Below are 21,568 nucleotides of genomic sequence, written 5' to 3' on the forward strand. Positions count from 1 at the left end.
AATGAATAAGTCTTTACTTCAGCAAGGCTTTGTTTCATAAATATGTAAGCAACTGATTTAAATAAATTTAATTTTGGATTAAAAAATAATCAAAACTTTTAAAATCATATAGTTATGAAATCTTCGTGCAACAAAGCCCTTTCAAAGCATTACAAAAGAAAAAGCCAACTAACAATGTCTAAATTAGTTGGCAAAAGCACAAACCTATTTTTTTTCTAAGTTTTATTTATTTTTCTTCTTTCTTAAACTCCTTAAAATCTGCTTTACGAATCATCGCGTGAATTCCTTTGGTTTTATCGACCACTTGAGACACCTCAAAATCCGTTGCAGCACTTAAGTACGCATACGCAATTTCTTCTGAAATCCCGTATTCATCTACAAGAAAACGTACTGCTTCACGAGTCGACTTACGCATCGCTTCATCAAGGTCTTCATCTAAACCCGGCGTAATCCAAAATTCATCATTTTCACCCAAAGGCTGCTTTAATGACTTACCTGGTATTTTGTCACTCCCCGCTTTTAATACCGTAATTTTAAAGGTCGCACGTGCAGAACCTTCAAGTGCGGTCAATGCAACCTCACCATCACCTTGAACAAAATGACTATCACCCGTATAGAACAACGCACCCGGTACTTGAACTGGATAGTAAGCCGTTGCACCTGCGGTTAAATCATTAATATCAATGTTACCGCCATAGAACGATGGTGGCACAGAATGCACAGGGGCGCTCGTATTTGGTGCAACGCCCATCGTGCCCATAAATGGATTCAATGGGAAACGAATTGCTTTGCCTGACTCGGTTTTTAAAACGCCTTCCCAAATACCCTCTTTATTCTTTTCAATTGGAGTAAAGATGGAAACATTGCCATAGGCTTCTGGGTTTGCAGGCGATGCATGATCATGCTTTTGACGCTTAGGAAACTCAGGCAATGTGCCTTTACCATGACGGTTTGAAATCACACCATAGGGCACACGTGGCTCAACTTTTAAAATCTCGACTTTTAAAATATCACCTGGCATTGCATCTTTGACATAGACAGGTCCGGTAATAATATGTGGACCATCTTTATGGAAATCGTGCTCTAACTTAGAACCTGTAATCAGTTTCGCTTCAGGCAAAATATGCTGAGGTTTCACACCTTTAGAAGTGAAATACTTTTCAGCATCACGCCCTTGGTCTTCAAGCAAGCCTTCATGCGAAACTGTATCAAAGGTAATAGTGCTGCCTGATGGAATGGTCAACACAGGTTTGGCATCTTTGTTAGGTAAATAGCCCCAAGTGATTGTATTCAAGGTGCTTGGAACATAATAATTCCCTTTATATTCCCCACTTTTGAGTAAGGTTGGTTGACTTTCAAGCTGTTTTAAAATTTTAAAATCTTCAGTTGCCGCATGTGCAGAAATAAAAGAAAAGCTTGATGCAACAACAAGAGACAAAGCTAAAGGTTTTAACATATGTTCAAATTCCATGAAAAATTAATGCAAGCTAACTTCATGCAATCCCAATGCCAATCTAGTACATACCCCACCATAAATATTCAAAATTTAATCATTTGATCGATCTCCACTTGGCTTTGTTGCACAAAGATTTCATAACTATATGATTTTAAAAATTTTGATTTTTTTGATCCAAAATTAAATTTATGTAAATCAGATGCTTACATATTTATGCAACAAAGCCATGATTTAGTGAAACGTAATTTTAATGCTGATCATCCTGACCAACTGTGGGTGAGTGACTTTACGTATATTCAAACTCATTCAGGCTGGGTCTATACCGCCTTTATTATTGATGTGTTCTCACGAGCAATTGTTGGATGGAAAGTATCTACACGGATGAATACGTCTGAGAAACGATAATCAAATAGTATAAACTCTAGGTATCAGCAACGTCTGAAACTGAGATCAGTCATGCATAAAACGTCAGAAAAAATTGCAAAACAAAAAAAGGTATTAACTAAAGCTGTTTTATCATCTGCAAAACAACTTGGTTTAACACTGGACCAGCTTGCTATCGTTATCAATTTAGATTCAGTGGAAACTTTAAATTCGCTTCAGTTAGATCCCGATTCAAGTCAAGGAGAACTCGCAATTATTTTAATTCGTATTGCGATATCACTAGATGCTCTAACAGGTGGAGAGGCTAAATGGATGCAGCATTTTATGAAGTCACCAAATAAGCTAACCAAAGGCATTCCGATAAAACAGATTCAGACTACTCAGGGATTAGCTACTGTATTAAACGTAGTCGAAGGACTTCGGCTTCAGGGTAAATATTAAGAATATATAAAGCTTCATTACACAGAAAATTAAAAGTCATAATTTTGTCTAATAATTCAAATTCAAGGTATAAGAAGTTTCTCTTCTCAAGAGGTATACAACTGCCTCATTATTGAGAACTACCATACATATATGGATTCTATTAACCTAATTTGAGGCTAAATTGAATCTTATAAGTTCAATTTAGCTATTCAAGAATCATTATAAAAGTTTGCTATATAGCGAATATTAACCATAATTAGTTAAAAGTTTGCTATATGGCTAACAAATTTCGGGAGAAAAAATGGCTACACGAGGTGAAATAGGTAAAGAAATACGTTTGGCAAGAAAAGGGTTAGGCTATACACAGAAAAGCCTTGCAGAAAAAACTCAAGTCAATAAAACAACAATTTCAGAGATGGAAAATGGCCATTTTACAGGTTCATTTGATATATTTGAACGTGTGCTTGATGGTGTTGGTTTACAATTCGAAGTGAATAAAAAAAAGCATAAATTGCCGCAGTGGGATGAAATTGAAGAAATATTTTCAGAATATGATGAATAAATTGTGAATCGGTACCGAATAAGGTATCAGAAAAGGCAAAGCCCTGCCCATCGACCTCATTGCTCCAGACCACTTGTGCCAGATATTCCAGATTGACCTGATGGCAAATTCCGGTTCTTGGCGGCACCACGCGAAACTGATTGAGCGCCGCCTGCCTCCAACGTAGAAGCTGGTAGCGCTCGCCATTGCGTTGCATCTCAATGGCGACATTCTACTCAAAAGCTTGCGAGCTAGCAAAGTAATCGACCATCACCGAGTGATCGATGACTAAATCCACTGGTGACAACGGATTAATTTTTTCCGGATCACCACCGGCTTTGGCCATTGCTGCACGCATTGCAGCAAGATCAACCACTGCAGGAACACCGGTAAAATTCTGCATCAGGATCCGTGCCGGATGATACTGGATTTCCTGTTCTGAAGTTCGACCGTTAAGCCACCCTGCCAAGGCATGAATATGATGCATCACCCGATGGCTGGGTGTGCTCCAGAATTTTGGTGGCTATTCAGTCCATCATTACTTACATTCCAACTCTCTAGTTTTCCAACTAGCCCAGGTTATAATAATGGCCACCCAAAATACGATTGATCTATTATGAACACCTCCAATGACCCTTTACACGGCAAAAAACTTGCTGACATTTTGGATGAATTATTGGATTACTACGGTGGCTTTGAAGGTTTAAGTCGTAAAATTGAAATTAGATGTTTTTGCATAGACCCAAGTGTTAAATCATCATTGCGATTCTTGCGTACCACACCATGGGCACGTGAAAAAGTAGAAAGCTTATATTTGTACGTCTTACGCCAAAAGGCAAAACAGAAACCGTAGCCCCAGGCAACACCCCTCTCATTATAAAATTATACCAGTCAGTAAAACACCTTTAGATTAAGCATGTGTATGTTGGTTATTATTGTTGACTATCACAATAAATTAGTGACCAAAAATCAAAGTACCCCACCCTACCTTAAATTACACCACACAAAATAAAAACTCTATATAACTGTTATATATAGAGTTTATTAAAATACTAATTATGTTATTTAGTGTATTTTATGTCGGTAACTCTTGCCAAGGTTGGGGTCGCGAGTTCGAGTCTCGTTTCCCGCTCCAAATTCAAAAAGCCCTGATCGAAAGATTGGGGCTTTTTTTATTGCCCATTCTAAAATTTTTGAACCTCACCCCAAGCCTGTTCGCCATTCCTGTTTTATCTGGCTGATTTAAATCGTAGTGTAAATGTATAAAAGCGTTTTTAAAAAACTCCCAGTTTTTACGGGCTGCTGTTTATATTTTTATACAGATCAATTGCTTAAATATTCTGCACAATTCAAGCTTTTTCCAGACACCGGCCCTTTTCAAGCTAGCAGCCACTGTGTATAACAATGAAGCAGACCGGGAAACGGATAAGCATAGGCAAAACCTACGAAAAAGCGTTAGACTATGCCACAATTAATGTCATGAAAATGTCCGTTGAGACAAAAAGAAGGTGAAGGTTGATGCCGCTCAATACAGTTGAAGAGCTCGTAGCAGATATCCGTGCAGGAAAAATGGTTATCCTGATGGATGATGAAGATCGTGAAAATGAAGGCGATTTAGTCATGGCTGCCACGCATGTTCGCCCGGAAGACATCAACTTTATGATCACCCATGCCCGCGGTCTGGTCTGCCTGACCCTAAGCCGTGAGCGTTGCCAGCAGTTAAACCTGCCACTCATGGTCGATGCCAACGGCGCCCAGCATGGCACCAACTTTACCCTGTCGATTGAAGCCGCAGAAGGCATCACCACCGGAATTTCCGCGGCTGAACGTGCGCATACTATTCGTACTGCGGTTGCTGCTCATGCCAAACCGGCCGATATTGTCCAGCCGGGTCATATTTTCCCGCTGATGGCACAACCAGGTGGTGTGCTGCACCGCGCCGGTCATACTGAAGCCGGCTGTGACCTGTCCCGTTTGGCCGGTCTAGAGCCAGCATCAGTGATTTGTGAAATTATTAAAGAAGATGGCACCATGGCGCGCCGTGCCGATCTGGAAGTGTTTGCAGAAAAACACGGTCTGAAAATGGGCACCATCGCCGACCTGATCCATTACCGCATGACCAATGAACAAACCGTTGAGCGTCTAGATCAGCAAAGCATTGATACCGAATATGGCAGCTTTGACCTGTATCGTTACCGTGAACTGGGTAACCCGGATATTCATCTGGCGCTGGTCAAAGGTGAGCCAAAAGATGGCGTGACCACCGTTCGCGTGCATGGTTTTAACCCAACCCGTGACCTGCTAAAACTGAACAAGCAGGATGGTGAACCGGCCTGGAATCTGGACCGTGCCTTAAAAGAAATTGCCAATAGTGATCGTGGCGTATTGGTCTGGATTGGCCAGCGTCATCTGCAGGATTTAGGTCCGGCACTGGACAGCTTAAATGCACCGAAGAAAAGTAAATCCAATGCGGCGCTGTCTCAGCAGTATCAGACCATTGGGGTAGGTGCACAGATTTTACGTGATTTAGGTGTTGAAAAAATGAAGCTGCTCAGCTCGCCATTACGTTTCAATGCCTTGTCCGGCTTTAACTTGGAAGTGGTGGAATACGTCACCGCACAACAAACAACTTAAGAAATCATCGAGGTTTGCTATGGCAGTTCGCCGTATTGAAGGTATGTTACATCTCGCGAGCGAAGGCCGTTACGCGATTTTAGTTGGTCGTTTTAATAGCTTTGTGGTGGAACATTTGCTGGAAGGTGCCATCGACACATTGAAACGTCATGGTGTATCAGAGGATAATATCACTGTTGTTCATGCACCAGGGGCGTGGGAACTTCCGGTTGTTGCGAAAAAACTGGCAGCATCTGATCGTTTCGATGCCATTATTGCACTGGGCGCGGTGATTCGTGGCAGTACGCCTCACTTCGACTTTGTTGCAGGCGAATGTGCCAAAGGTTTAGGCGTGGTTGGCCTGGACACTGGCTTACCGGTCATTAACGGTGTATTGACTACGGATAGTATCGAACAAGCGATTGAACGCTCGGGTACAAAAGCAGGTAATAAAGGTAGCGAAGCTGCTTTAACTGCAATTGAAATGGTTAACTTGTTAAAGGCTATTTAACGCTATGTCGCAAACACTTCAAGCAACTTATGCAGCAAAACGTAAAGCACGTCGTTTTGCTGTACAAGGAATTTATGAATGGCAGATGAGCCACAATCCGGTGCACGAGATTGAAGCACGCACGCGTGTCGAAAATGCCATGCACAAAGTGGATCTCGGCTATTATCATGAATTGTTGACTCAAGTGGTTGCCAATCATGAAGCATTGGATGCGCTCTTAATCCCTGTGCTTGACCGCGAAATTGATGCCCTTGACGGCGTTGAACTCGCAACCCTTCGTCTGGGCGCCTATGAATTGAAAGAACATCTGGAAATTCCATACCGCGTGGTTTTAGATGAAGCCATTGAGCTGGCAAAACATTTTGGCGGTGCAGACAGCCATAAATACATTAACGGTGTTCTTGACCGTTTGGCCAGCTCATTACGTGCAGCAGAAAAACAGCAATCTAAATAATTGACAGATTGATGCGATGGCTGAGTTTTCCATTATTGACACCTATTTCAATCGGCAGCACGTCAGTTCTGTCGACTTAGGTGTTGGTGATGACTCAGCCGTGCTGACTCCTCCCCCACAGCAACAGCTGGTGATTTGCGCCGACACGCTGGTTGCTGGACGACACTTCCCACTAGAGACTGATCCACATGCCATTGGCTGGAAATCTGTTGCAGTCAATCTCTCCGATATTGCTGCCATGGGTGCCACGCCGCACAGTATTCTACTGGCCTTGAGCCTACCCCAAATTGATCACGACTGGCTGAAAGCCTTTAGCCAAGGTCTGTATGATTGCTGCGATCAATTTGGGGTGCGCTTAATTGGTGGAGATACCACCCAAAGTCCACATTTAACCTTATCCGTGACCGCCTTAGGCTGGATGGATACCGGTCAGGCGATTACCCGAGCAGGTGCCCAGCCGGGCGATTATATCTGTGTCAGCGGCACCGTCGGTGATGCCGCCTTTGGCCTGAAGCATCCGGGACATGCGCTGCAGCAGCGTCTGGATTATCCAACCCCGCGCTGCGAACTGGGCCAGCAACTGAAAGGTCTGGCCTCGAGCATGATTGATGTTTCGGATGGCTTGGCCCAAGACTTGGGGCATATTCTTAAAGCCTCAAAGGTTGGCGCCACGCTGGATCTGGATCTGTTACCGCTTAGCGACACTTTGCGTCATTTACCTGACACACAGCGCTGGCAATATGCGCTGGCTGGCGGCGATGACTATGAACTGTGCTTTAGCATCAGCCCGCAGCATTTTGAACAACTTTTACAACAACCGCTGAATGTCCGCGTTACCAAGATTGGACAAATTCATGCAGCACCCGAACTTCATTTTGTGCAGAATGGCGTAGATCATTCGCTCCAATTCCAGGGATACCAACACTTTGCCTAAACCTGCCATTCATTTTAAAGCGATGAGCTGGCCCGACCGCCTGGTTGTCTTCTGTGGGGTCGGGTTTGGATCAGGCCTGTTACCCAAAGCTCCCGGCACCTTCGGCTCGGCTTTTGCGCTGCTATTTATTCCGCTGTGGCTGTGGCTTGGTTTTGCCTATTCGGTTGTGGCGATTCTGCTGATGTCACTGGTCGGGATTTATATCTGCGGGCAAACCGCACGGGTGATGGGCGTCCATGATGATGGCCGTATTGTCTGGGATGAATTTGCCGGACAGTCGATTACCTTTTTACCGCTGATCTATTTTGGCCAGATGAATACGATGTGGGTCATTGCAGGCTTTGCCCTGTTCCGGCTGTTTGATGTCTGGAAACCCTGGCCCATCCGGGTGATTGACCGTCAGGTCGATGGCGGCTTTGGCATTATGCTGGATGATCTGATTGCCGGACTCTGGGCAGCAATCTGTATTTTAATTTATCTTTATTTTATTTTGGTTTAGCAATAACTAGGATTATACATGTCTACCACCGTGATTATTCTTGCCGCAGGGAAAGGAACGCGTATGCGCTCCAGCCTTCCGAAAGTGCTTCAACCCCTTGCAGGACGCCCGCTTCTGGGTCACGTGATTGAAACGGCACAACAATTACAAGCAGATAATATTATTACCATTTATGGCCATGGCGGCGAACAGGTACAACAGGCCTTTGCCCATGAAACGGTTCAATGGGTGGAACAGGCCGAGCAGCTCGGGACCGGACATGCGGTCCAAATGGCGCTGCCGGTACTGGGTCAGGATGGTGTTTCAATTATTTTATCCGGTGATGTGCCGTGCATTAGCCAGGCCACCTTACAGCAACTGGTCGAGGCCAGTCAGGCTACCGGTATTGGTCTGGTGACGCTGACCCTGCCAGATGCGACCGGTTACGGCCGTATTGTACGTGACAATGGCCAGATTCAGGCCATTGTTGAACACAAAGATGCTTCTGAGACACAGCGCCAGATTCAGGAAATCAATACCGGCATTTACTGCGTTAGCAATGCCAAACTGCATCAATGGTTACCAAAACTGTCCAATGACAACGCACAGGGCGAATACTACCTGACCGATATTGTGGCCATGGCCATTGCCGATGGCATGCAGGTGGCTTCAGTGCAGCCTGAACGTGCCTTTGAAGTCGAAGGCGTTAATGACCGGGTGCAACTGGCCGCATTAGAACGTGAATTTCAAAGCTTCCAGGCCAAACAGTTAATGCAGCAAGGCGTGCATCTGATTGATCCAAGTCGTTTTGACCTGCGTGGCAACCTAACCGTGGGCAAAGACGTCCGTATCGACATCAATGTGATTATTGAAGGTGAAGTCGAACTCGGTGATCGGGTTGAAATTGGCGCAGGCTGTGTGATTAAAAACAGCAAAATTGCGGCCGGCACCAAAGTCCAGCCGTATAGCGTCTTTGAAAATGCTATTGTCGGTGAAGATGTACAGATTGGTCCATTTGCCCGCTTGCGTCCGGGTGCAGTGCTGGCCAATGAGGTGCATATTGGCAACTTTGTTGAAGTCAAAAACACCCAAATTGGTGTCGGCTCCAAAGCCAATCACTTTACCTATTTAGGCGATGCAGAAGTCGGCGCCGGTTCCAATATTGGCGCAGGCACCATTACCTGTAACTATGACGGCGCCAATAAATTCAAAACCATCATTGGCGATGCGGCTTTCATTGGCTCAAACAGCTCGCTGGTGGCACCAGTAACCATTGGCAACGGCGCAACGGTGGGTGCCGGCTCGGTAATTACCCGTGATGTGGCTGACCATAGCCTGGCCTTTGAACGCTCAAAACAGTTGAGTAAAGATAATTATCAACGTCCCCAAAAACTGAAAAAATAAGAGGAAAAGATTATGTGTGGTATCGTCGGTGGCGTTGCAGAACGTAATATTAGCAATATCCTGATTGAAGGCTTAAAGCGTCTGGAATACCGTGGCTATGATTCTGCCGGTCTGGCGCTAATCAATGGCGGTCATGTATTACGTGAACGTCGTGTCGGGAAAGTGGCCAATCTGGAACAGGCGGTTATTGAAGCCGAATTAACCGGTTCATTGGGGATCGCACATACACGCTGGGCGACCCATGGCAAGCCAACTGAAAATAATGCCCATCCGCATATTTCAGGCAATGTGGCGGTGGTGCATAACGGAATTATTGAAAACTTCCAGGAACTCAAAGATGATCTGGAAGCGCTTGGTTATGTATTTACCTCGCAAACCGATACCGAAGTGGTTGCGCATCTGGTCAATGATGCCCTGAAATCCACCCCAAGTTTACTGGAAGCGGTGAAACAGGTAGTGCCACAGCTCAAAGGTGCCTATGCACTCGGTATTATCCATACCGATCATCCGGATGAACTGATCACGGTTCGTGAAGGTTCACCACTGGTGATTGGTGTCGGGATTGGCGAGAACTTTATCAGCTCGGATCAGCTGGCCTTGTTGCCAATCACCAATCGCTTTATTTATCTGGAAGAAGGTGATATTGCCCGTTTAACCCGTGAAACCATCGAAGTTTTTGTTGATGGTCAGCTGGTGAACCGTCCGGTGAAAGAGCTGGATGCGACGGTCAGCAATGCCTCTAAAGGTGAATACAAGCACTATATGCTCAAAGAGATTTATGAGCAGCCAGAAGCGATTCAGCAAACCATTTCTCAGGCCTTAAATGGCAATGCGCTGCGTGAAGACTTTCTGGCCCAGGCCGAGCAGGACTTCGCCAGCATCCAGCAAGTGCAGATTATTGCCTGCGGTACCAGTTACCATGCCGGCATGATTGCCAAGTACTGGTTTGAACAGCTGATTGATGTACCGTGTCAGGTCGAAATTGCCAGCGAGTACCGCTATCGCGCACCGGTAATTGTCAACAACACCCTGTACATCTGTATTTCCCAGTCAGGTGAAACCGCCGATACCTTGGCTGCACTGCGCGATACCCAAAAACGTGCTGCAGCCAAAGCGCTAAACATTTGCACCATGGCAATTTGTAACGTAGCCACTTCATCAATGGTGCGCGAAACCCATCACAGCCTGTTAACTTTGGCGGGACCGGAAATTGGCGTGGCATCAACCAAAGCTTTTACTACACAGCTGGCTGCGCTGATGCTGCTGATTCTGAAAATTGGTCAGGTCAAACAGAGCATTGCAGACAAGACCGTTACCGAGATTATCGCGGAATTGTGGCATACGCCAAAAGTGATTCTGGATACCCTGCAACATAACCCGGCGATTCTGCACTTATCCGAGCTGTTTGTGGAAAAGAACCACTGCCTGTTCCTCGGCCGTGGCACCCAGTTCCCGATTGCGCTTGAAGGTGCCCTGAAGCTGAAGGAAATTTCCTATATTCATGCCGAAGGTTATGCCGCAGGTGAACTGAAACATGGTCCTTTGGCTCTGGTCGACAATGAAATGCCGGTGGTGATTCTGGCACCAAAAGATGACATGCTGGATAAACTGAAATCCAATATGGAAGAAGTACAGGCCCGTGGTGGCGAGCTGTTTGTATTTGCTGATGAGCACAGCGGCATTAAAACCAAAGAGCGTCAGCATGTGGTACATATTCCCTCAATCAGTGCGGTGCTGGCACCAATTGTCTACAGTATTCCGGTCCAGCTGCTGTCCTATCATGTCGCGGTACTGCGCGGTACCGATGTGGATCAGCCACGTAACTTGGCCAAATCGGTGACGGTAGAATAAGCACAACAGAAAAAGGCTGGTTCTGTGTTCGTATAATTAAGTTTGTACCAAATAATTAAGTTTAGATTTAATTATTTAAGTTTGGATATTAATGAAGTAAACGAACAAAACCCTACCCTGTAGACCCAGTGATTCTTCACCAAGTCTACAGGGTTTTTAATATAATTAAATTCAAATTAGAATCAGACTAGAAATATAAAATTATTACTAATGTATTCAATTATATAGATATATAAAAATCTCAGCCTAGATTCAAAAAGCATCCCTTTTTGACCTCACCTTGAAAACATTTCATTTTTATTTAAAGTATGCTTCGCCTTTCTGCGCAAGAATTCGCATTTTAAAGCGGGAGAATCTTATACAAACTTAATTTCATCTAAAATTAAAGATACTAAATTTCAATACAAACTTAATTTTAAAATTTAAAAACCATTAGTAATACATATCAACAATTTATGATAAAAAATAAAACAAACTTAATTAAATTACCATAATTAGACGCAGTATTTGGTCATAAAGCAAAATAAGGGATAAGGAACTATGTGCAAACTCTGAATAAGCCTATTAGCTATTCCTGTTACTAGGTGTTTAGTCCCAGATTTTAATGGTGCAATATTCTCAGATAAATGGAAGGAAGCACTATGGGACAAGTTCTACACAGCAGCGCCACAACGACACAGACAGTGCGTCGAGCAATACAAAATAGTCAAGAGAGCTTAAGAACGCTAGCCAAGCGTTACGGCATCAATCAAAAGACCGTCGCAAAATGGAAGAAACGTACTTCAGTAGATGATCTTACAACCGGGCCAAAGAATCCTCGCTCAAGCGTGTTATCGCCTGAAGATGAGGCGGCAATTGTTGCTTTTCGAAAACGCACTTTATTACCACTAGACGATTGCCTTTATGCACTGCAGCCGAGTATTCCTTATCTGACACGCTCGTCGTTACACCGCTGCTTGCAGCGGCATGGTATTTCACGACTGCCTGAGGTACAAGGTGATCGCCCTGTCAGGAAGCGCTTCAAGAGCTACCCCATTGGTTACTTTCATATCGACATCGCTGAGATGCAAACAGCACAGGGTAAGCTTTATCTCTTCGTTGCCATTGATCGAACTTCCAAGTTAGCGTTCACTGAATTGCATACTAAAGCCAGTAAGATGGCAGCCGCGGAGTTCCTGCGCAATTTGGTTAAGGCTGTGCCCTATAGAATCCATACAGTGCTAACAGATAATGGCATCCAGTTCACGACTAATGGCTTTAATAGATTTACCCTGTTGATGAAGAATTTGGATTGTCACTGCTTGCTCCAAAGTTAACATGTTGAGCAGTCCAAAATGACCGCTATATTAACCAAGGGGGTCAGTTTTTAAATGCTGTTAGGGGGTCATTTTTACACTGCCGCTAACAATGTATTCACCTTGCTGATTTTATTGCTGCATACAACTTCGGCCGCAGACTCAAAACATTCAGGGGCCTGACTCCCTACGAGTTCATCTGCAAACAGTGGACAGATGAACCTGAATTTTTTAAGATTGATCCGATCCATCAAATGCCGGGACTAGACACCTAGCAGCCCACCTTATTTAAAATGAGGTATTTCATTCACTGGATATATTAATGTTAATGGATTTGATGTTAATGAGATAAAGCCAAACCGCTGATAAAACTCCATAGCTTTTTGATCCTTAGCATGTATTACAACAAAATTTACGCCAATAATTTGAGCAACTTTTGAAACTTGTTTAAGAGCATGTGCTAAAAGTACTTTTCCAACTCCTTGCCCCTGTGCTGCTTGATCAACGGCAAAGCGCCCCACAACCACACAAGGTAAGGGATAACGAGGTAATCGTTTAGTGAGAACAGCATCAACCCCATCAAATCCTATAGAGGTACTTGATAGACAATAAAACCCCCTCACCTGTGCATCATCATCAATAGCAACATAGGTTTTACTTGTTCCTGATTTCTGATGTTGGGATGCATATTGTTTTATGAACTTATTTAAATCATCTTGCCCACAATTAAATGATTTTTTCTGATGATGGGCTTGTAAAACCTCAATTTTCATCCAATAAACTCATTAAATTTTTCATCTCATCATTTGCAGGGCGCGGATTTTCAAGCAAATTCATTAACATATCACGATCAGCATTATTTACTTTTAACTCGTGATTAGATTTAAGTAATTCTTTTGCTCGTTCAAATGAGGATTGGATCATAAAGGAACTCACACTAAGACCCAATAAATTCGCAGCTTGCTCAATTACATTCTTTGCATCTACGGTTGAACGAACATTGATTCGTTCTGTTGCTAAGTTAGCCATATTTTCCACCAATTTGTACATCATAATGATGTACAAATTATAGCAGATTAAGGTAGTACTCTAACATCCAAATTTACATATTTTGTTCTAAAATATTTGGAATAGAAAATAAGAATTTTACTATGAACCAGAATGAATGGTCGGGTTTGAGTCTGAATATGCAGTTGGTTTACATAAGAATATGCAACGATGTTTACTAAGATGTAATTTGAATACTTTTGCCTATCATCAACGTTTTTTAAACTCATCAATTGAGTATTAAAATACCAGATTAATTATTAAGTTAATGAATTAAATAAATAATTAAATAAAAATTATAAAATTTTGTTTGTATATAAATATATTTAAGTTTGTATATTTTTGCCAAATACAAAATCTCCCCCTTTCAGATATGATCAATTATCCACCAAAACCCACAGGTCTTCTGTATGGCAAAAATTATAAAAAACTATGAAGAACTAGTAACAGAAGGGTATGGCCAGGGCCATGGACGCGATTATAAACCTTGTAAAACTGTTCAAAACTTCAGTTCAATTGGTCGCTCTCACAGAGTACAAGGCCGTGTCAGTAAACGTCTTCATCACTTATTTTCTGATCTAGAGCTATCCACTTTTTTACTACTTGATTGGAATCAGAACGTTACAGATATTCGTGAACATTACCCTTTAGATATCTATGATCTTAACTCTATATGTTCTCGTTATCGGATGAAAAAGGTATCGGTTGATTATATACCGTTTACCCTATCTTCAGATTTTTTAGTTGATTTTGGTAAATTTTCCATAGCACTTGATACTCTTTACAGTAAGGATCTGAATAAAGCTCATGTTATTGAGTCATTAGAAATTAAACGTCGTTACTGGGAAGAAGAGCACAATACGCCGTTCAAGTTGATTACTGAAAAAGACATTCCTGCTACGGTACTAGAGAACATTAAATGGTTGTATGTAGAAAAAAATGACCTTGAAATAACAAATCACATGATTGATCTAGCAGTTTATTTTATGGAAGAAATTAGCCAGTACCCTCAAAGCTCATTAATCCAATTTTGTAAGCATTCTGACCAAACTCAAAAAATGGGTATCGGAGCGACGCTCGCATTGTTTAGAAAATTATTTGCCCTGCGAATACTTCAATTTAATCTAGAAATTTCGTACTTGGAGCTTAAACTCTCTGAGATTCATGCAAGTAATTTGCTCCAGGATGAGAATACAGTCCATGCAACTAATTAATTCAGTTTACATCTTGAATTCAACACAATACCGAATACTCAAATTTTTACCGCAGTATACGGTATGGATTGCGATTGATAATAAAAATGCTTTCCCTGAACTCATTTTGTCCAAGGAGCTTAAAATCCTCTCAGAGGATCAAAGCCTGATACCAGCACAAGATCCTTACGAATACTTAAAACGATTAAACTTGAGTAAAAATTCTATTCAACTCAAAAAAAGAGATGAAAACTTTTCCATTATTCAAGATCTAATTAATGATGAGCACGTGCTTATCAATGCAAAAATTAGGACTGCAAAAATTAAAACTCTACATCTAGAAAAAGAGGTATCAATTAATAAAATTCTACGACTACTAAGACGCTACTGGCAGCGTGGTCAAACTATAAATGCTTTGGTACCAGATTATGAAAACTCAGGTGGAAAAGGCCAAAAAAGAACGATAGGTGATAAAAAAATTGGCAGGCCACGCATCTATGAATCAAATGAAGGTAAAAATGTCACTGAACAGGTTGAATTATATTTTAAGAAAGCCATCGAAGGGTATTTAGTTCCTATCAAAAAACAATCCATTAATGACACTTATCTTCGGTTTAAAAATTTATTTTCTAAGCACTTTCCTCAAGTGCAAGCTGCAGATATTCCGACATACGCTCAATTCTATTATTTTTATAATACACAATATAGAAATGGTAAAAATTCAAAGAGAGTTCTAACCAATCAGAAAACCCTGAAAGATCACAAACCTCTGACTTCAACAGCGACCAAGCAAGCAAATGGTCCTGGTGCACGTTATGAGATAGATTCAACAGTCGCTGACATCTACCTTGTATCATCACGAGATCCATCACAGATTATTGGCCGACCTACCGTATATATTGTTATCGATGTATTCAGCAGAATGATTGCTGGGCTTTATGTCGGCATGGAAAACAGTTCATTTAACACAGCTATACAATGCCTCAGCGTTGCAGTCCAAGATAAAGTGACATTCTGTCAGAGTTATGGCTTGCAAATACAATCGGAAGACTGGCCTATTTATGGTTTACCTGGTGCCATACTTGCAGACCGCGGTGAACTCATTGGTTATCAAATTGAACTTCTTGAAAAAAACTTTTCTGTTCGTATTGAAAATGCGCCACCCTATCGAAGCGATGCCAAAGGTATTGTAGAGAGAGCTTTCGGAATCATTCAGTCACGCTTTAAATCCTACGAGAATATTGGTGTTGTTTCTGGATTCAAGGAAAAAAAGAAAGGCGGACATGATTATCGACTAGAAGCTTGTCTAACTCTGGAAGAGTTCAGAAAAATCATATTAAGCTGCGTCTTGTTACGCAATAATTTTGATATTTTGACAAAATATGATCGTAGTGCCGATATGCCGACTGACCTACCTTCTATCCCCCTTAAGCTCTGGCAGTGGGGTCTACAGCACCGTACTGGGATGTTGAGACAAGTAGATAGTAAATCACTATCTGTTGGCTTGCTACCTAGGATGGATGCTTCATTAAGTGACCACGGGCTTAAAGTCAAAGGATTAGTCTATCAATGTGTGGAAATGCATAAACAGGGCTGGTTTATTCGAAACACTGCAAAATCTCGTCCCAAAAAACTACAGATTGGTTTTGACCCATATTCAGTAAATACTATATATGTTTTCTTTAATGAAAATAAATTGGAATACTGGGAAGCACATTTAAGTGATGCTTCACGTCAATATCAGCATTTAACATGGTGGGAAGCTGAACAAATCTATAAGGCAATTAAAATTGTTGAAAAACAACATTCACAACTGAAATCTGTAGCTGTCGTTGAATTACAGGATTTCACTGACAAAATCATCCAAACTGCACAAAGTCGACAGACCCAAGCAGGAGTGCATCAACTTTCTAAAGCACAACGTACTAGAGATATCCGCCAGAACAAACAAGAAGCGATTCAAGTGGAACGTGCAGAACACCTCCAAAACAGGCCTTTTAATTCTATCCGAACTATCCATCCCAACCAAAATAATACTCAAACACCCCCATCTCAAAATAGCAATCTGGATTTGACCAGTCAGCCAGATTTAATGAGACAATTATTCGAAGAGGACGATGAAGAATGAATAATAATGAACTCGCGCTCAATACATCGATAGAAGACATCTATGGGGATAATCCTCTTATTACTCAATTACCGCCTATCCTTGACACTAAGTCGGTCATTAAACACCTACGAGGGAAACTGAAATTTATTCCAGAGCAGCGTTTCTTGCCCCAACCCGAAAGAATCCATCTGATTGCTCAATTGCCTCATGATTTTTTTCAACCACTGACCAAACATCTATCCCTTGAGCAAAAAATTTCTATTATGATTCGGCAAGGTTATGTGAGTAGAAACATCACTAATGGTGATAGACATCGACATTTACACGCTGCTTTTCAGCAACTAGAACCATCAAATGAAAGCTGTTACCGCTATGCACCTCCAGAGTCGACTGCAACTAGCATGTCAATTATAGGATGTTCGGGAAGCGGTAAAACAACGACAATGAACAAAATTTTGCGTTATTACCCGCAAGTGATTGAACATAGAGAGCTGGGATTAAAACAAATTGTTTACCTTAAAATTGATTGTCCGCATGACAGCTCTTTAAAAAACTTATGCTCAAACTTTTTTAGAGCAGTAGATTTAGCATTAGGAGATACAAACTTCGAGCATCGTTTCACCAGAAGTCGCTTAAATGTGAATGCCATGCTGCAGCAGATGAAAATTATCGCAAATAATTATTCAATTGGACTTTTAATCATTGATGAAATCCAGCATTTGAATACAAAAAAATCTGGCGGGGCTGAAATCATTCTTAATTTCTTTGTCACCCTTGTGAATGTGGCATCCATTCCAATTGTGATGATTGGGACACCCAAAGCCAATGAAATTCTGCAAGAAGACTTAAGATCAGCTAGACGCAGTGCAGGATTAGGCTCTTTAATCTGGGAACCTATGCGCAATGAAGCACCCACTCCCGATCCTAGCACCCCTGATCAAATGATCATTTCTGAATGGTATGCTTTCACCAACAAGCTGTGGCAATATCAATGGGTTCAACAACCAGCTGAACTGACCGATGAATTAAGAAACACTTGGTATTATTATACGCAGGGCATTCCAGATTTAGTGGTTAAACTGTTCTGCTTGGTGCAGATTCATGCAATCACCATTGGTCTGGAAAAAATTACATCTGAACTTTTTAAAAAAGTCTACGAAGAACAATTACAGCCAGTCCACGATATTTTGGATGCACTCCGCTCAGGCAACCCCACACGTATTGCACGGTATTCTGACTTAACTATCCCTCAAGTTCAAATTGAGGAATATGTTGAACAACACCGTTTAAAAGCTGCATTAAAAACGGAAATACAGCGTAAAGATCTAGGACCACATTATTCCACACTTATAGGTATGCTAACGGCCTTAGGTCACCCCGCTGCTACAATAGATCTGCATGTCACTTCTGCATTAAAAAAATATCCAAACGAGAACTTACAGGTACTACTCCAGCATATTCTGGAAGTATTAGACGGCTCTGTAGCAAAAGATAAATTGGACCAGCCTCAGACCACAACTTCGGTAAGAAAACCAAGAACATCACGCAAAGTCATGAAAGCAGAAGAATGGAAGAGCACTGAAGCCAATGACTTACGGAATTTTTTCAGTCAAGCACAAGAAAAGGAAGTAGATGTTTATGAGCTATTAAAATCATCTCACTATTTGTTTGATCCCACCTCTCCTGTGTTGCATTAAACAAAAAATAGAGAGTAAGTGTATTATGATTTCAAATTTTCCAATACCATATCCAGATGAGTTAATTTACAGTGTGATTGCACGTTATGCTATTCACAATGGAATTTTAAGTCCCAAATACCTTACTGAAGAATTATTCAATAATAGAAATTTGACGCCAACTTACGATTTACCGTCTTACATAGACAAATTGGCCAGTTATCTACCAGATTGCTATGATGCACTCCATTTAATCAACCACCACACCTTATTGCCAATTTATCAACCGTTTCAACCTGATACAGTGATGCGTTATGCTGTACATGTATTACAGGGTGAACAGTATCAATCATTACATACCAAGTTGGGAAAAAATGCGTCGCGAATCAAATCTGTGAATTTTTTTCGGTTCTGTCCGCATTGTTGGCAAGAACAGATGGAACAATATGGTGAAGTGTATTGGAAACGTAGCTGGCAGATTACAGGATATGAATATTGTATAAAGCATGAATCTGCCCTTTTTGTCAGCTCTGTTCCTTGCAATGGGCTAGACCGAAGATTTTATAATGCTCATTTAAATGTCCTTATTGACTCCTCACAACTTTTTATTAATTCACAAGACTTAAAGCGTCATCTAGAGTTAGCAAAAATAATCGAGGATCTACTTATTCAATCTAGCCATATTGCAGTACAAGATGTTTCGATTTTATCAAATGCCTACTTCAATCTATTGAAAGACAGAGGCTTACTGTCAGGTCAAAAAAATATCAACTACGAAAAAATTCGTCACCTTGTCTTAGATTACTGGGGCGAAAGCTTTCTTAAATACTATCATTTAGATGATCTTCTTTCTGAGAACTGCTGGCTCAAAAATATGTGCAGGAAACATCGTAAAGCATTTTCTTATCTTGAGCATTGCATTGTATTAAAATCGCTGGTTCCAGAGCAAAAACCAATTGAAACATATAAGCAATATGTTAGCTTAGCATCAATAGAAAAAACAAACTTAGATCGGCAGCACGAAGCTCCCCCTGTATGGGTTAATAATAAAGTTGATAAGATCTTATCTAAAGATCAAAAACAATGGACAAAATTAATTCAGAAAAATTCTGTTAAGCAGGCACGTCAATGTGATCCTGCACTTTACGCTCGGTTATATCGTAATCATAAGAACTGGCTATTACTGACAAATAAATCTGCTGTGATATTACCTTCAGCCATTCCCAAGCCACGTGTCGATTGGAAAAAGCGAGATCAACAATTGATTAAACAACTCATCAAAATCCGGGATCAATTATTAGAAGATCTCGACTCTCCACAATGGACAAAAAAGTTTTTTATTAAGCAACTTGGCTCGGTAAGTATGATTGAAAAAAACTGGAGGTTTTTACCACTCACCACCGCCTTTCTAGAGCGTTACGCAGAATCTGTAGATTGTTATCAAATACGCCGTCTTACACGAACATTTATTCGTCAACACACTGACAATCAGTTCTATCCACCGAGTGTTTTTCTTCGACTATCCGGATTAAGTCCTGAGCGATTAACGCCAGAAGCTCGTAGATTTTTTAATAATATTGAGAGAGAAATAAAACAATGAGCGATTGCCCAATCGAAGAGTTACCGAAGAATTTGATTTATTATACTGCAACAGAAATTAGTCGACGTGGTCAAACTCGGTTTGATATTAATACTCACTTTTTTAATCCAACTATTAATCGTTCTATTCAGCTTAAATTACCAATTGAGAGTATTATTCTTTATGATTACCTCACCCCAATTGCAGATTCTGAGCCAAAGGAATTATTTTTCCATACACTTGAAAGTGTAAATTTCACAGCATTCAAAACAATCACTCTATTGGGGGATGAGCATAAAAAAAGAGATCAAGGCCGGATCTGTTTTGAGTTTGATTACTACTCAAAAGTATTAAATAAAAATCTTATTATTCAAATACCGAAACTCATTCTTGCTCGGGATCTATTCTTTTCACATCCTTATCTTTTACGTGCAGCACTGTTTGCGGAAAACTATTCAACAGATATTCTAGTGGATACGAATGATGAAAAAGCTATTCATATTACTATTGCGCAAAACAAAAAAATTCTGAGCGCAGATATCTCTGATCCTCATTTTTTGAAAAAATTGGCCTTAATTCTTTTACAACCTGATTTAAATAAAGCCTTCCTTAGTATTTATCAAAAAACAATTATTGATCAAAACAATGCTAAAAATTTTAATTTCGATATGAATACTCCTGAGATCAAAAATATTGATCTAACAGTAGATGGAATTTATGATAAAGAAACTGGTATTTACAGAATTGAACGCATCACATCTTTCAAAAATTTGGAGACTGGGATTGATAGACCTGTACAATTTCATTTTACTACAAGAAAAATGATACAACAGGTCAAAAATCCTCAAGTTCAAAGTTCAAATAAACCAAAACTAACAAATTCCTCTAAAGAGAAATTGAATCAAAATGCTGATGCAGATATCGATCAGCGGTTGATCAAGCTAAGAAACCTACCTGCAGAAATTTATACAATAGAAGACTTAAAAATTTCTTTAGAAACGCCGCCTACTAAAACTACAGTACGGAAGAAAATACTAAAGAAAATGGATGAAAATAAAAATCAAGATGAAGGATTTGCAGGAGGAGAAGGAGATATCGAGGGCACAATACCTGGATTTACAAACGAATCAGACACTCAACTAGAGCGAATCACGCATAAAGACTTGATTAAGGTGTTGGACCAAATTGAAAAAAAAGGATATGACGTTAAAGAAATCAAGAACTCTCCATTTAAAAAATATAAACTTTTTAGAGGGCATAAGTTTTCTAATGGTAAGCAACTACGATATTTTTATGTCTATAAAATTATAAACAAACAAAATCATGAAAAATTTTATCTATGTGAAATTGATACCTCTGATGGCAAAAAGAACATCTCCACATTACTACTCCGATATGAAGAAAGAACACAATTATTAATTGAGACCGATTTGGAAAAATTAAACAATTCTATACTTTCTCAATCGCTCAGTTGGCCTAAAAAGTTTCTATCTGAGATAAGAGGTATTACTGCCTTTACTACGATTAATCATCCGTCTAAACAGAAACAACTAGACGATGAAAATTATTACGCTGACTGGGCTCAACGGATCATAGTAAAGGTACAGTTGATATAAAAG

Annotated in this window: 18 protein-coding genes and 5 pseudogenes; 18 read left to right on the plus strand and 5 right to left on the minus strand. The window is 40.8% G+C overall.

Annotated elements, in window-relative coordinates; genetic code table 11:
• Positions 1 to 226: 226 nt before the first annotated feature.
• Positions 227 to 1,456, minus strand: a complete 1,230-nt coding sequence (locus FTT89_RS13125; protein ID WP_160241758.1) for an acetamidase/formamidase family protein — start codon at positions 1,454 to 1,456, stop codon at positions 227 to 229.
• Between the two features lie 216 nt (positions 1,457 to 1,672).
• Here FTT89_RS13125 and FTT89_RS13130 point away from each other — a divergent pair.
• The 3 genes and pseudogenes from FTT89_RS13130 to FTT89_RS14585 form a co-directional block, all read left to right on the plus strand.
• Positions 1,673 to 1,846: pseudogene (locus FTT89_RS13130) on the plus strand (DDE-type integrase/transposase/recombinase); the annotation flags it as partial.
• A 66-nt stretch (positions 1,847 to 1,912) separates the two neighbouring features.
• On the plus strand, positions 1,913 to 2,281 hold the full coding sequence (locus FTT89_RS13135; RefSeq protein WP_005233302.1) for an MbcA/ParS/Xre antitoxin family protein: 369 nt from the start codon (positions 1,913 to 1,915) through the stop codon (positions 2,279 to 2,281).
• Positions 2,282 to 2,564: 283 nt separating this feature from the next.
• Positions 2,565 to 2,825, plus strand: coding sequence for a helix-turn-helix domain-containing protein (locus FTT89_RS14585; protein ID WP_004647603.1), 261 nt, complete (start codon positions 2,565 to 2,567; stop codon positions 2,823 to 2,825).
• 4 nt (positions 2,826 to 2,829) lie between these two features.
• Here FTT89_RS14585 and FTT89_RS14590 read toward each other — a convergent pair.
• A pseudogene (locus tag FTT89_RS14590) lies at positions 2,830 to 3,285 on the minus strand (aconitase family protein); the annotation flags it as partial.
• A gap of 135 nt (positions 3,286 to 3,420) precedes the next feature.
• Here FTT89_RS14590 and FTT89_RS13145 point away from each other — a divergent pair.
• From FTT89_RS13145 to FTT89_RS13185, 9 genes and pseudogenes are all read left to right on the plus strand, one after another.
• Entirely contained in the window at positions 3,421 to 3,657 is a 237-nt protein-coding gene (locus tag FTT89_RS13145; protein WP_002058193.1) for a VF530 family DNA-binding protein, read from the plus strand.
• 665 nt (positions 3,658 to 4,322) lie between these two features.
• Positions 4,323 to 5,438: a bifunctional 3,4-dihydroxy-2-butanone-4-phosphate synthase/GTP cyclohydrolase II gene (ribBA, locus tag FTT89_RS13150; RefSeq protein WP_016658863.1), complete on the plus strand. Its 1,116-nt coding sequence runs from the start codon at positions 4,323 to 4,325 to the stop codon at positions 5,436 to 5,438.
• A gap of 19 nt (positions 5,439 to 5,457) precedes the next feature.
• A complete protein-coding gene (ribE, locus tag FTT89_RS13155; protein WP_005181338.1) occupies positions 5,458 to 5,928 on the plus strand; it encodes a 6,7-dimethyl-8-ribityllumazine synthase in 471 nt (156 codons plus the stop codon).
• Positions 5,929 to 5,932: 4 nt separating this feature from the next.
• Positions 5,933 to 6,382: a transcription antitermination factor NusB gene (nusB, locus tag FTT89_RS13160; protein ID WP_005181335.1), complete on the plus strand. Its 450-nt coding sequence runs from the start codon at positions 5,933 to 5,935 to the stop codon at positions 6,380 to 6,382.
• Between the two features lie 16 nt (positions 6,383 to 6,398).
• On the plus strand, positions 6,399 to 7,316 hold the full coding sequence (gene thiL / locus FTT89_RS13165) for a thiamine-phosphate kinase (protein ID WP_163143227.1): 918 nt from the start codon (positions 6,399 to 6,401) through the stop codon (positions 7,314 to 7,316).
• 22 nt (positions 7,317 to 7,338) lie between these two features.
• Complete coding sequence (locus FTT89_RS13170; protein ID WP_104472366.1) at positions 7,339 to 7,815, plus strand: phosphatidylglycerophosphatase A; 477 nt, start codon at positions 7,339 to 7,341, stop codon at positions 7,813 to 7,815.
• Between the two features lie 18 nt (positions 7,816 to 7,833).
• Positions 7,834 to 9,198 carry a bifunctional UDP-N-acetylglucosamine diphosphorylase/glucosamine-1-phosphate N-acetyltransferase GlmU gene (glmU, locus tag FTT89_RS13175; RefSeq protein ID WP_180006940.1) on the plus strand — a complete coding sequence of 455 codons (1,365 nt, stop codon included), beginning with the start codon at positions 7,834 to 7,836 and terminating at the stop codon, positions 9,196 to 9,198.
• A gap of 12 nt (positions 9,199 to 9,210) precedes the next feature.
• Entirely contained in the window at positions 9,211 to 11,049 is a 1,839-nt protein-coding gene (gene glmS, locus FTT89_RS13180) for a glutamine--fructose-6-phosphate transaminase (isomerizing) (RefSeq protein WP_180006939.1), read from the plus strand.
• A 641-nt stretch (positions 11,050 to 11,690) separates the two neighbouring features.
• A pseudogene (locus tag FTT89_RS13185) lies at positions 11,691 to 12,300 on the plus strand (DDE-type integrase/transposase/recombinase); the annotation flags it as partial.
• On the opposite strand, the pseudogene FTT89_RS13190 reads toward FTT89_RS13185, so the two are convergent.
• Positions 12,288 to 12,368: pseudogene (locus FTT89_RS13190) on the minus strand (helix-turn-helix domain-containing protein); the annotation flags it as partial. The pseudogenes FTT89_RS13185 and FTT89_RS13190 sit on opposite strands and share 13 nt — an antisense overlap.
• Positions 12,369 to 12,460: 92 nt before the next feature.
• Here FTT89_RS13190 and FTT89_RS13195 point away from each other — a divergent pair.
• Positions 12,461 to 12,619: pseudogene (locus tag FTT89_RS13195) on the plus strand (IS481 family transposase); the annotation flags it as partial.
• 9 nt (positions 12,620 to 12,628) lie between these two features.
• On the opposite strand, the gene FTT89_RS13200 reads toward FTT89_RS13195, so the two are convergent.
• Together FTT89_RS13200 and FTT89_RS13205 are read right to left on the minus strand one after the other, a co-directional pair.
• Positions 12,629 to 13,117, minus strand: coding sequence for a GNAT family N-acetyltransferase (locus tag FTT89_RS13200; RefSeq protein WP_104426883.1), 489 nt, complete (start codon positions 13,115 to 13,117; stop codon positions 12,629 to 12,631).
• Positions 13,107 to 13,373, minus strand: a complete 267-nt coding sequence (locus tag FTT89_RS13205; protein WP_039890759.1) for a DUF1778 domain-containing protein — start codon at positions 13,371 to 13,373, stop codon at positions 13,107 to 13,109. The genes FTT89_RS13200 and FTT89_RS13205 overlap by 11 nt, the downstream gene beginning before the upstream one ends.
• Before the next feature lie 428 nt (positions 13,374 to 13,801).
• On the opposite strand from FTT89_RS13205, the gene FTT89_RS13210 reads away from it, so the two are divergent.
• From FTT89_RS13210 to FTT89_RS13230, 5 genes are all read left to right on the plus strand, one after another.
• On the plus strand, positions 13,802 to 14,605 hold the full coding sequence (locus FTT89_RS13210; RefSeq protein WP_152342150.1) for a TnsA endonuclease C-terminal domain-containing protein: 804 nt from the start codon (positions 13,802 to 13,804) through the stop codon (positions 14,603 to 14,605).
• Positions 14,592 to 16,712: a Mu transposase C-terminal domain-containing protein gene (locus FTT89_RS13215; protein ID WP_163146241.1), complete on the plus strand. Its 2,121-nt coding sequence runs from the start codon at positions 14,592 to 14,594 to the stop codon at positions 16,710 to 16,712. The genes FTT89_RS13210 and FTT89_RS13215 overlap by 14 nt, the downstream gene beginning before the upstream one ends.
• Positions 16,709 to 18,391, plus strand: coding sequence for an AAA family ATPase (locus FTT89_RS13220; protein ID WP_152342148.1), 1,683 nt, complete (start codon positions 16,709 to 16,711; stop codon positions 18,389 to 18,391). The genes FTT89_RS13215 and FTT89_RS13220 overlap by 4 nt, the downstream gene beginning before the upstream one ends.
• 73 nt (positions 18,392 to 18,464) lie before the next feature.
• Positions 18,465 to 19,970 carry a TnsD family Tn7-like transposition protein gene (locus tag FTT89_RS13225; RefSeq protein ID WP_253167499.1) on the plus strand — a complete coding sequence of 502 codons (1,506 nt, stop codon included), beginning with the start codon at positions 18,465 to 18,467 and terminating at the stop codon, positions 19,968 to 19,970.
• Complete coding sequence (locus FTT89_RS13230) at positions 19,967 to 21,565, plus strand: Tn7-like element transposition protein TnsE (protein ID WP_180172874.1); 1,599 nt, start codon at positions 19,967 to 19,969, stop codon at positions 21,563 to 21,565. Before FTT89_RS13225 ends, FTT89_RS13230 begins: the two co-directional genes overlap by 4 nt.
• The last annotated feature ends 3 nt before the right edge of the window (positions 21,566 to 21,568 follow it).

Origin of the sequence: Acinetobacter sp. YH01025 (assembly GCF_013420185.1) — a bacterium.
Classification (GTDB): Bacteria; Pseudomonadota; Gammaproteobacteria; order Pseudomonadales; family Moraxellaceae; genus Acinetobacter; species Acinetobacter indicus.

Bases quoted from the DNA above. Each gene is read 5' to 3' on its own strand.
- ribBA (WP_016658863.1), top strand. From the start codon at position 4,323: ATGCCGCTCAATACAGTTGAAGAGCTCGTAGCAGATATCCGTGCAGGA.
- ribE (WP_005181338.1), top strand. From the start codon at position 5,458: ATGGCAGTTCGCCGTATTGAAGGTATGTTACATCTCGCGAGCGAAGGC.
- FTT89_RS13205 (WP_039890759.1), bottom strand. From the start codon at position 13,373: ATGGCTAACTTAGCAACAGAACGAATCAATGTTCGTTCAACCGTAGAT.
- FTT89_RS13200 (WP_104426883.1), bottom strand. From the start codon at position 13,117: ATGAAAATTGAGGTTTTACAAGCCCATCATCAGAAAAAATCATTTAAT.
- FTT89_RS13220 (WP_152342148.1), top strand. From the start codon at position 16,709: ATGAATAATAATGAACTCGCGCTCAATACATCGATAGAAGACATCTAT.
- FTT89_RS13170 (WP_104472366.1), top strand. From the start codon at position 7,339: ATGAGCTGGCCCGACCGCCTGGTTGTCTTCTGTGGGGTCGGGTTTGGA.
- nusB (WP_005181335.1), top strand. From the start codon at position 5,933: ATGTCGCAAACACTTCAAGCAACTTATGCAGCAAAACGTAAAGCACGT.
- glmS (WP_180006939.1), top strand. From the start codon at position 9,211: ATGTGTGGTATCGTCGGTGGCGTTGCAGAACGTAATATTAGCAATATC.
- FTT89_RS13215 (WP_163146241.1), top strand. From the start codon at position 14,592: ATGCAACTAATTAATTCAGTTTACATCTTGAATTCAACACAATACCGA.
- FTT89_RS13210 (WP_152342150.1), top strand. From the start codon at position 13,802: ATGGCAAAAATTATAAAAAACTATGAAGAACTAGTAACAGAAGGGTAT.
- FTT89_RS13230 (WP_180172874.1), top strand. From the start codon at position 19,967: ATGAGCGATTGCCCAATCGAAGAGTTACCGAAGAATTTGATTTATTAT.
- FTT89_RS14585 (WP_004647603.1), top strand. From the start codon at position 2,565: ATGGCTACACGAGGTGAAATAGGTAAAGAAATACGTTTGGCAAGAAAA.
- thiL (WP_163143227.1), top strand. From the start codon at position 6,399: ATGGCTGAGTTTTCCATTATTGACACCTATTTCAATCGGCAGCACGTC.
- glmU (WP_180006940.1), top strand. From the start codon at position 7,834: ATGTCTACCACCGTGATTATTCTTGCCGCAGGGAAAGGAACGCGTATG.
- FTT89_RS13145 (WP_002058193.1), top strand. From the start codon at position 3,421: ATGAACACCTCCAATGACCCTTTACACGGCAAAAAACTTGCTGACATT.
- FTT89_RS13125 (WP_160241758.1), bottom strand. From the start codon at position 1,456: ATGTTAAAACCTTTAGCTTTGTCTCTTGTTGTTGCATCAAGCTTTTCT.
- FTT89_RS13135 (WP_005233302.1), top strand. From the start codon at position 1,913: ATGCATAAAACGTCAGAAAAAATTGCAAAACAAAAAAAGGTATTAACT.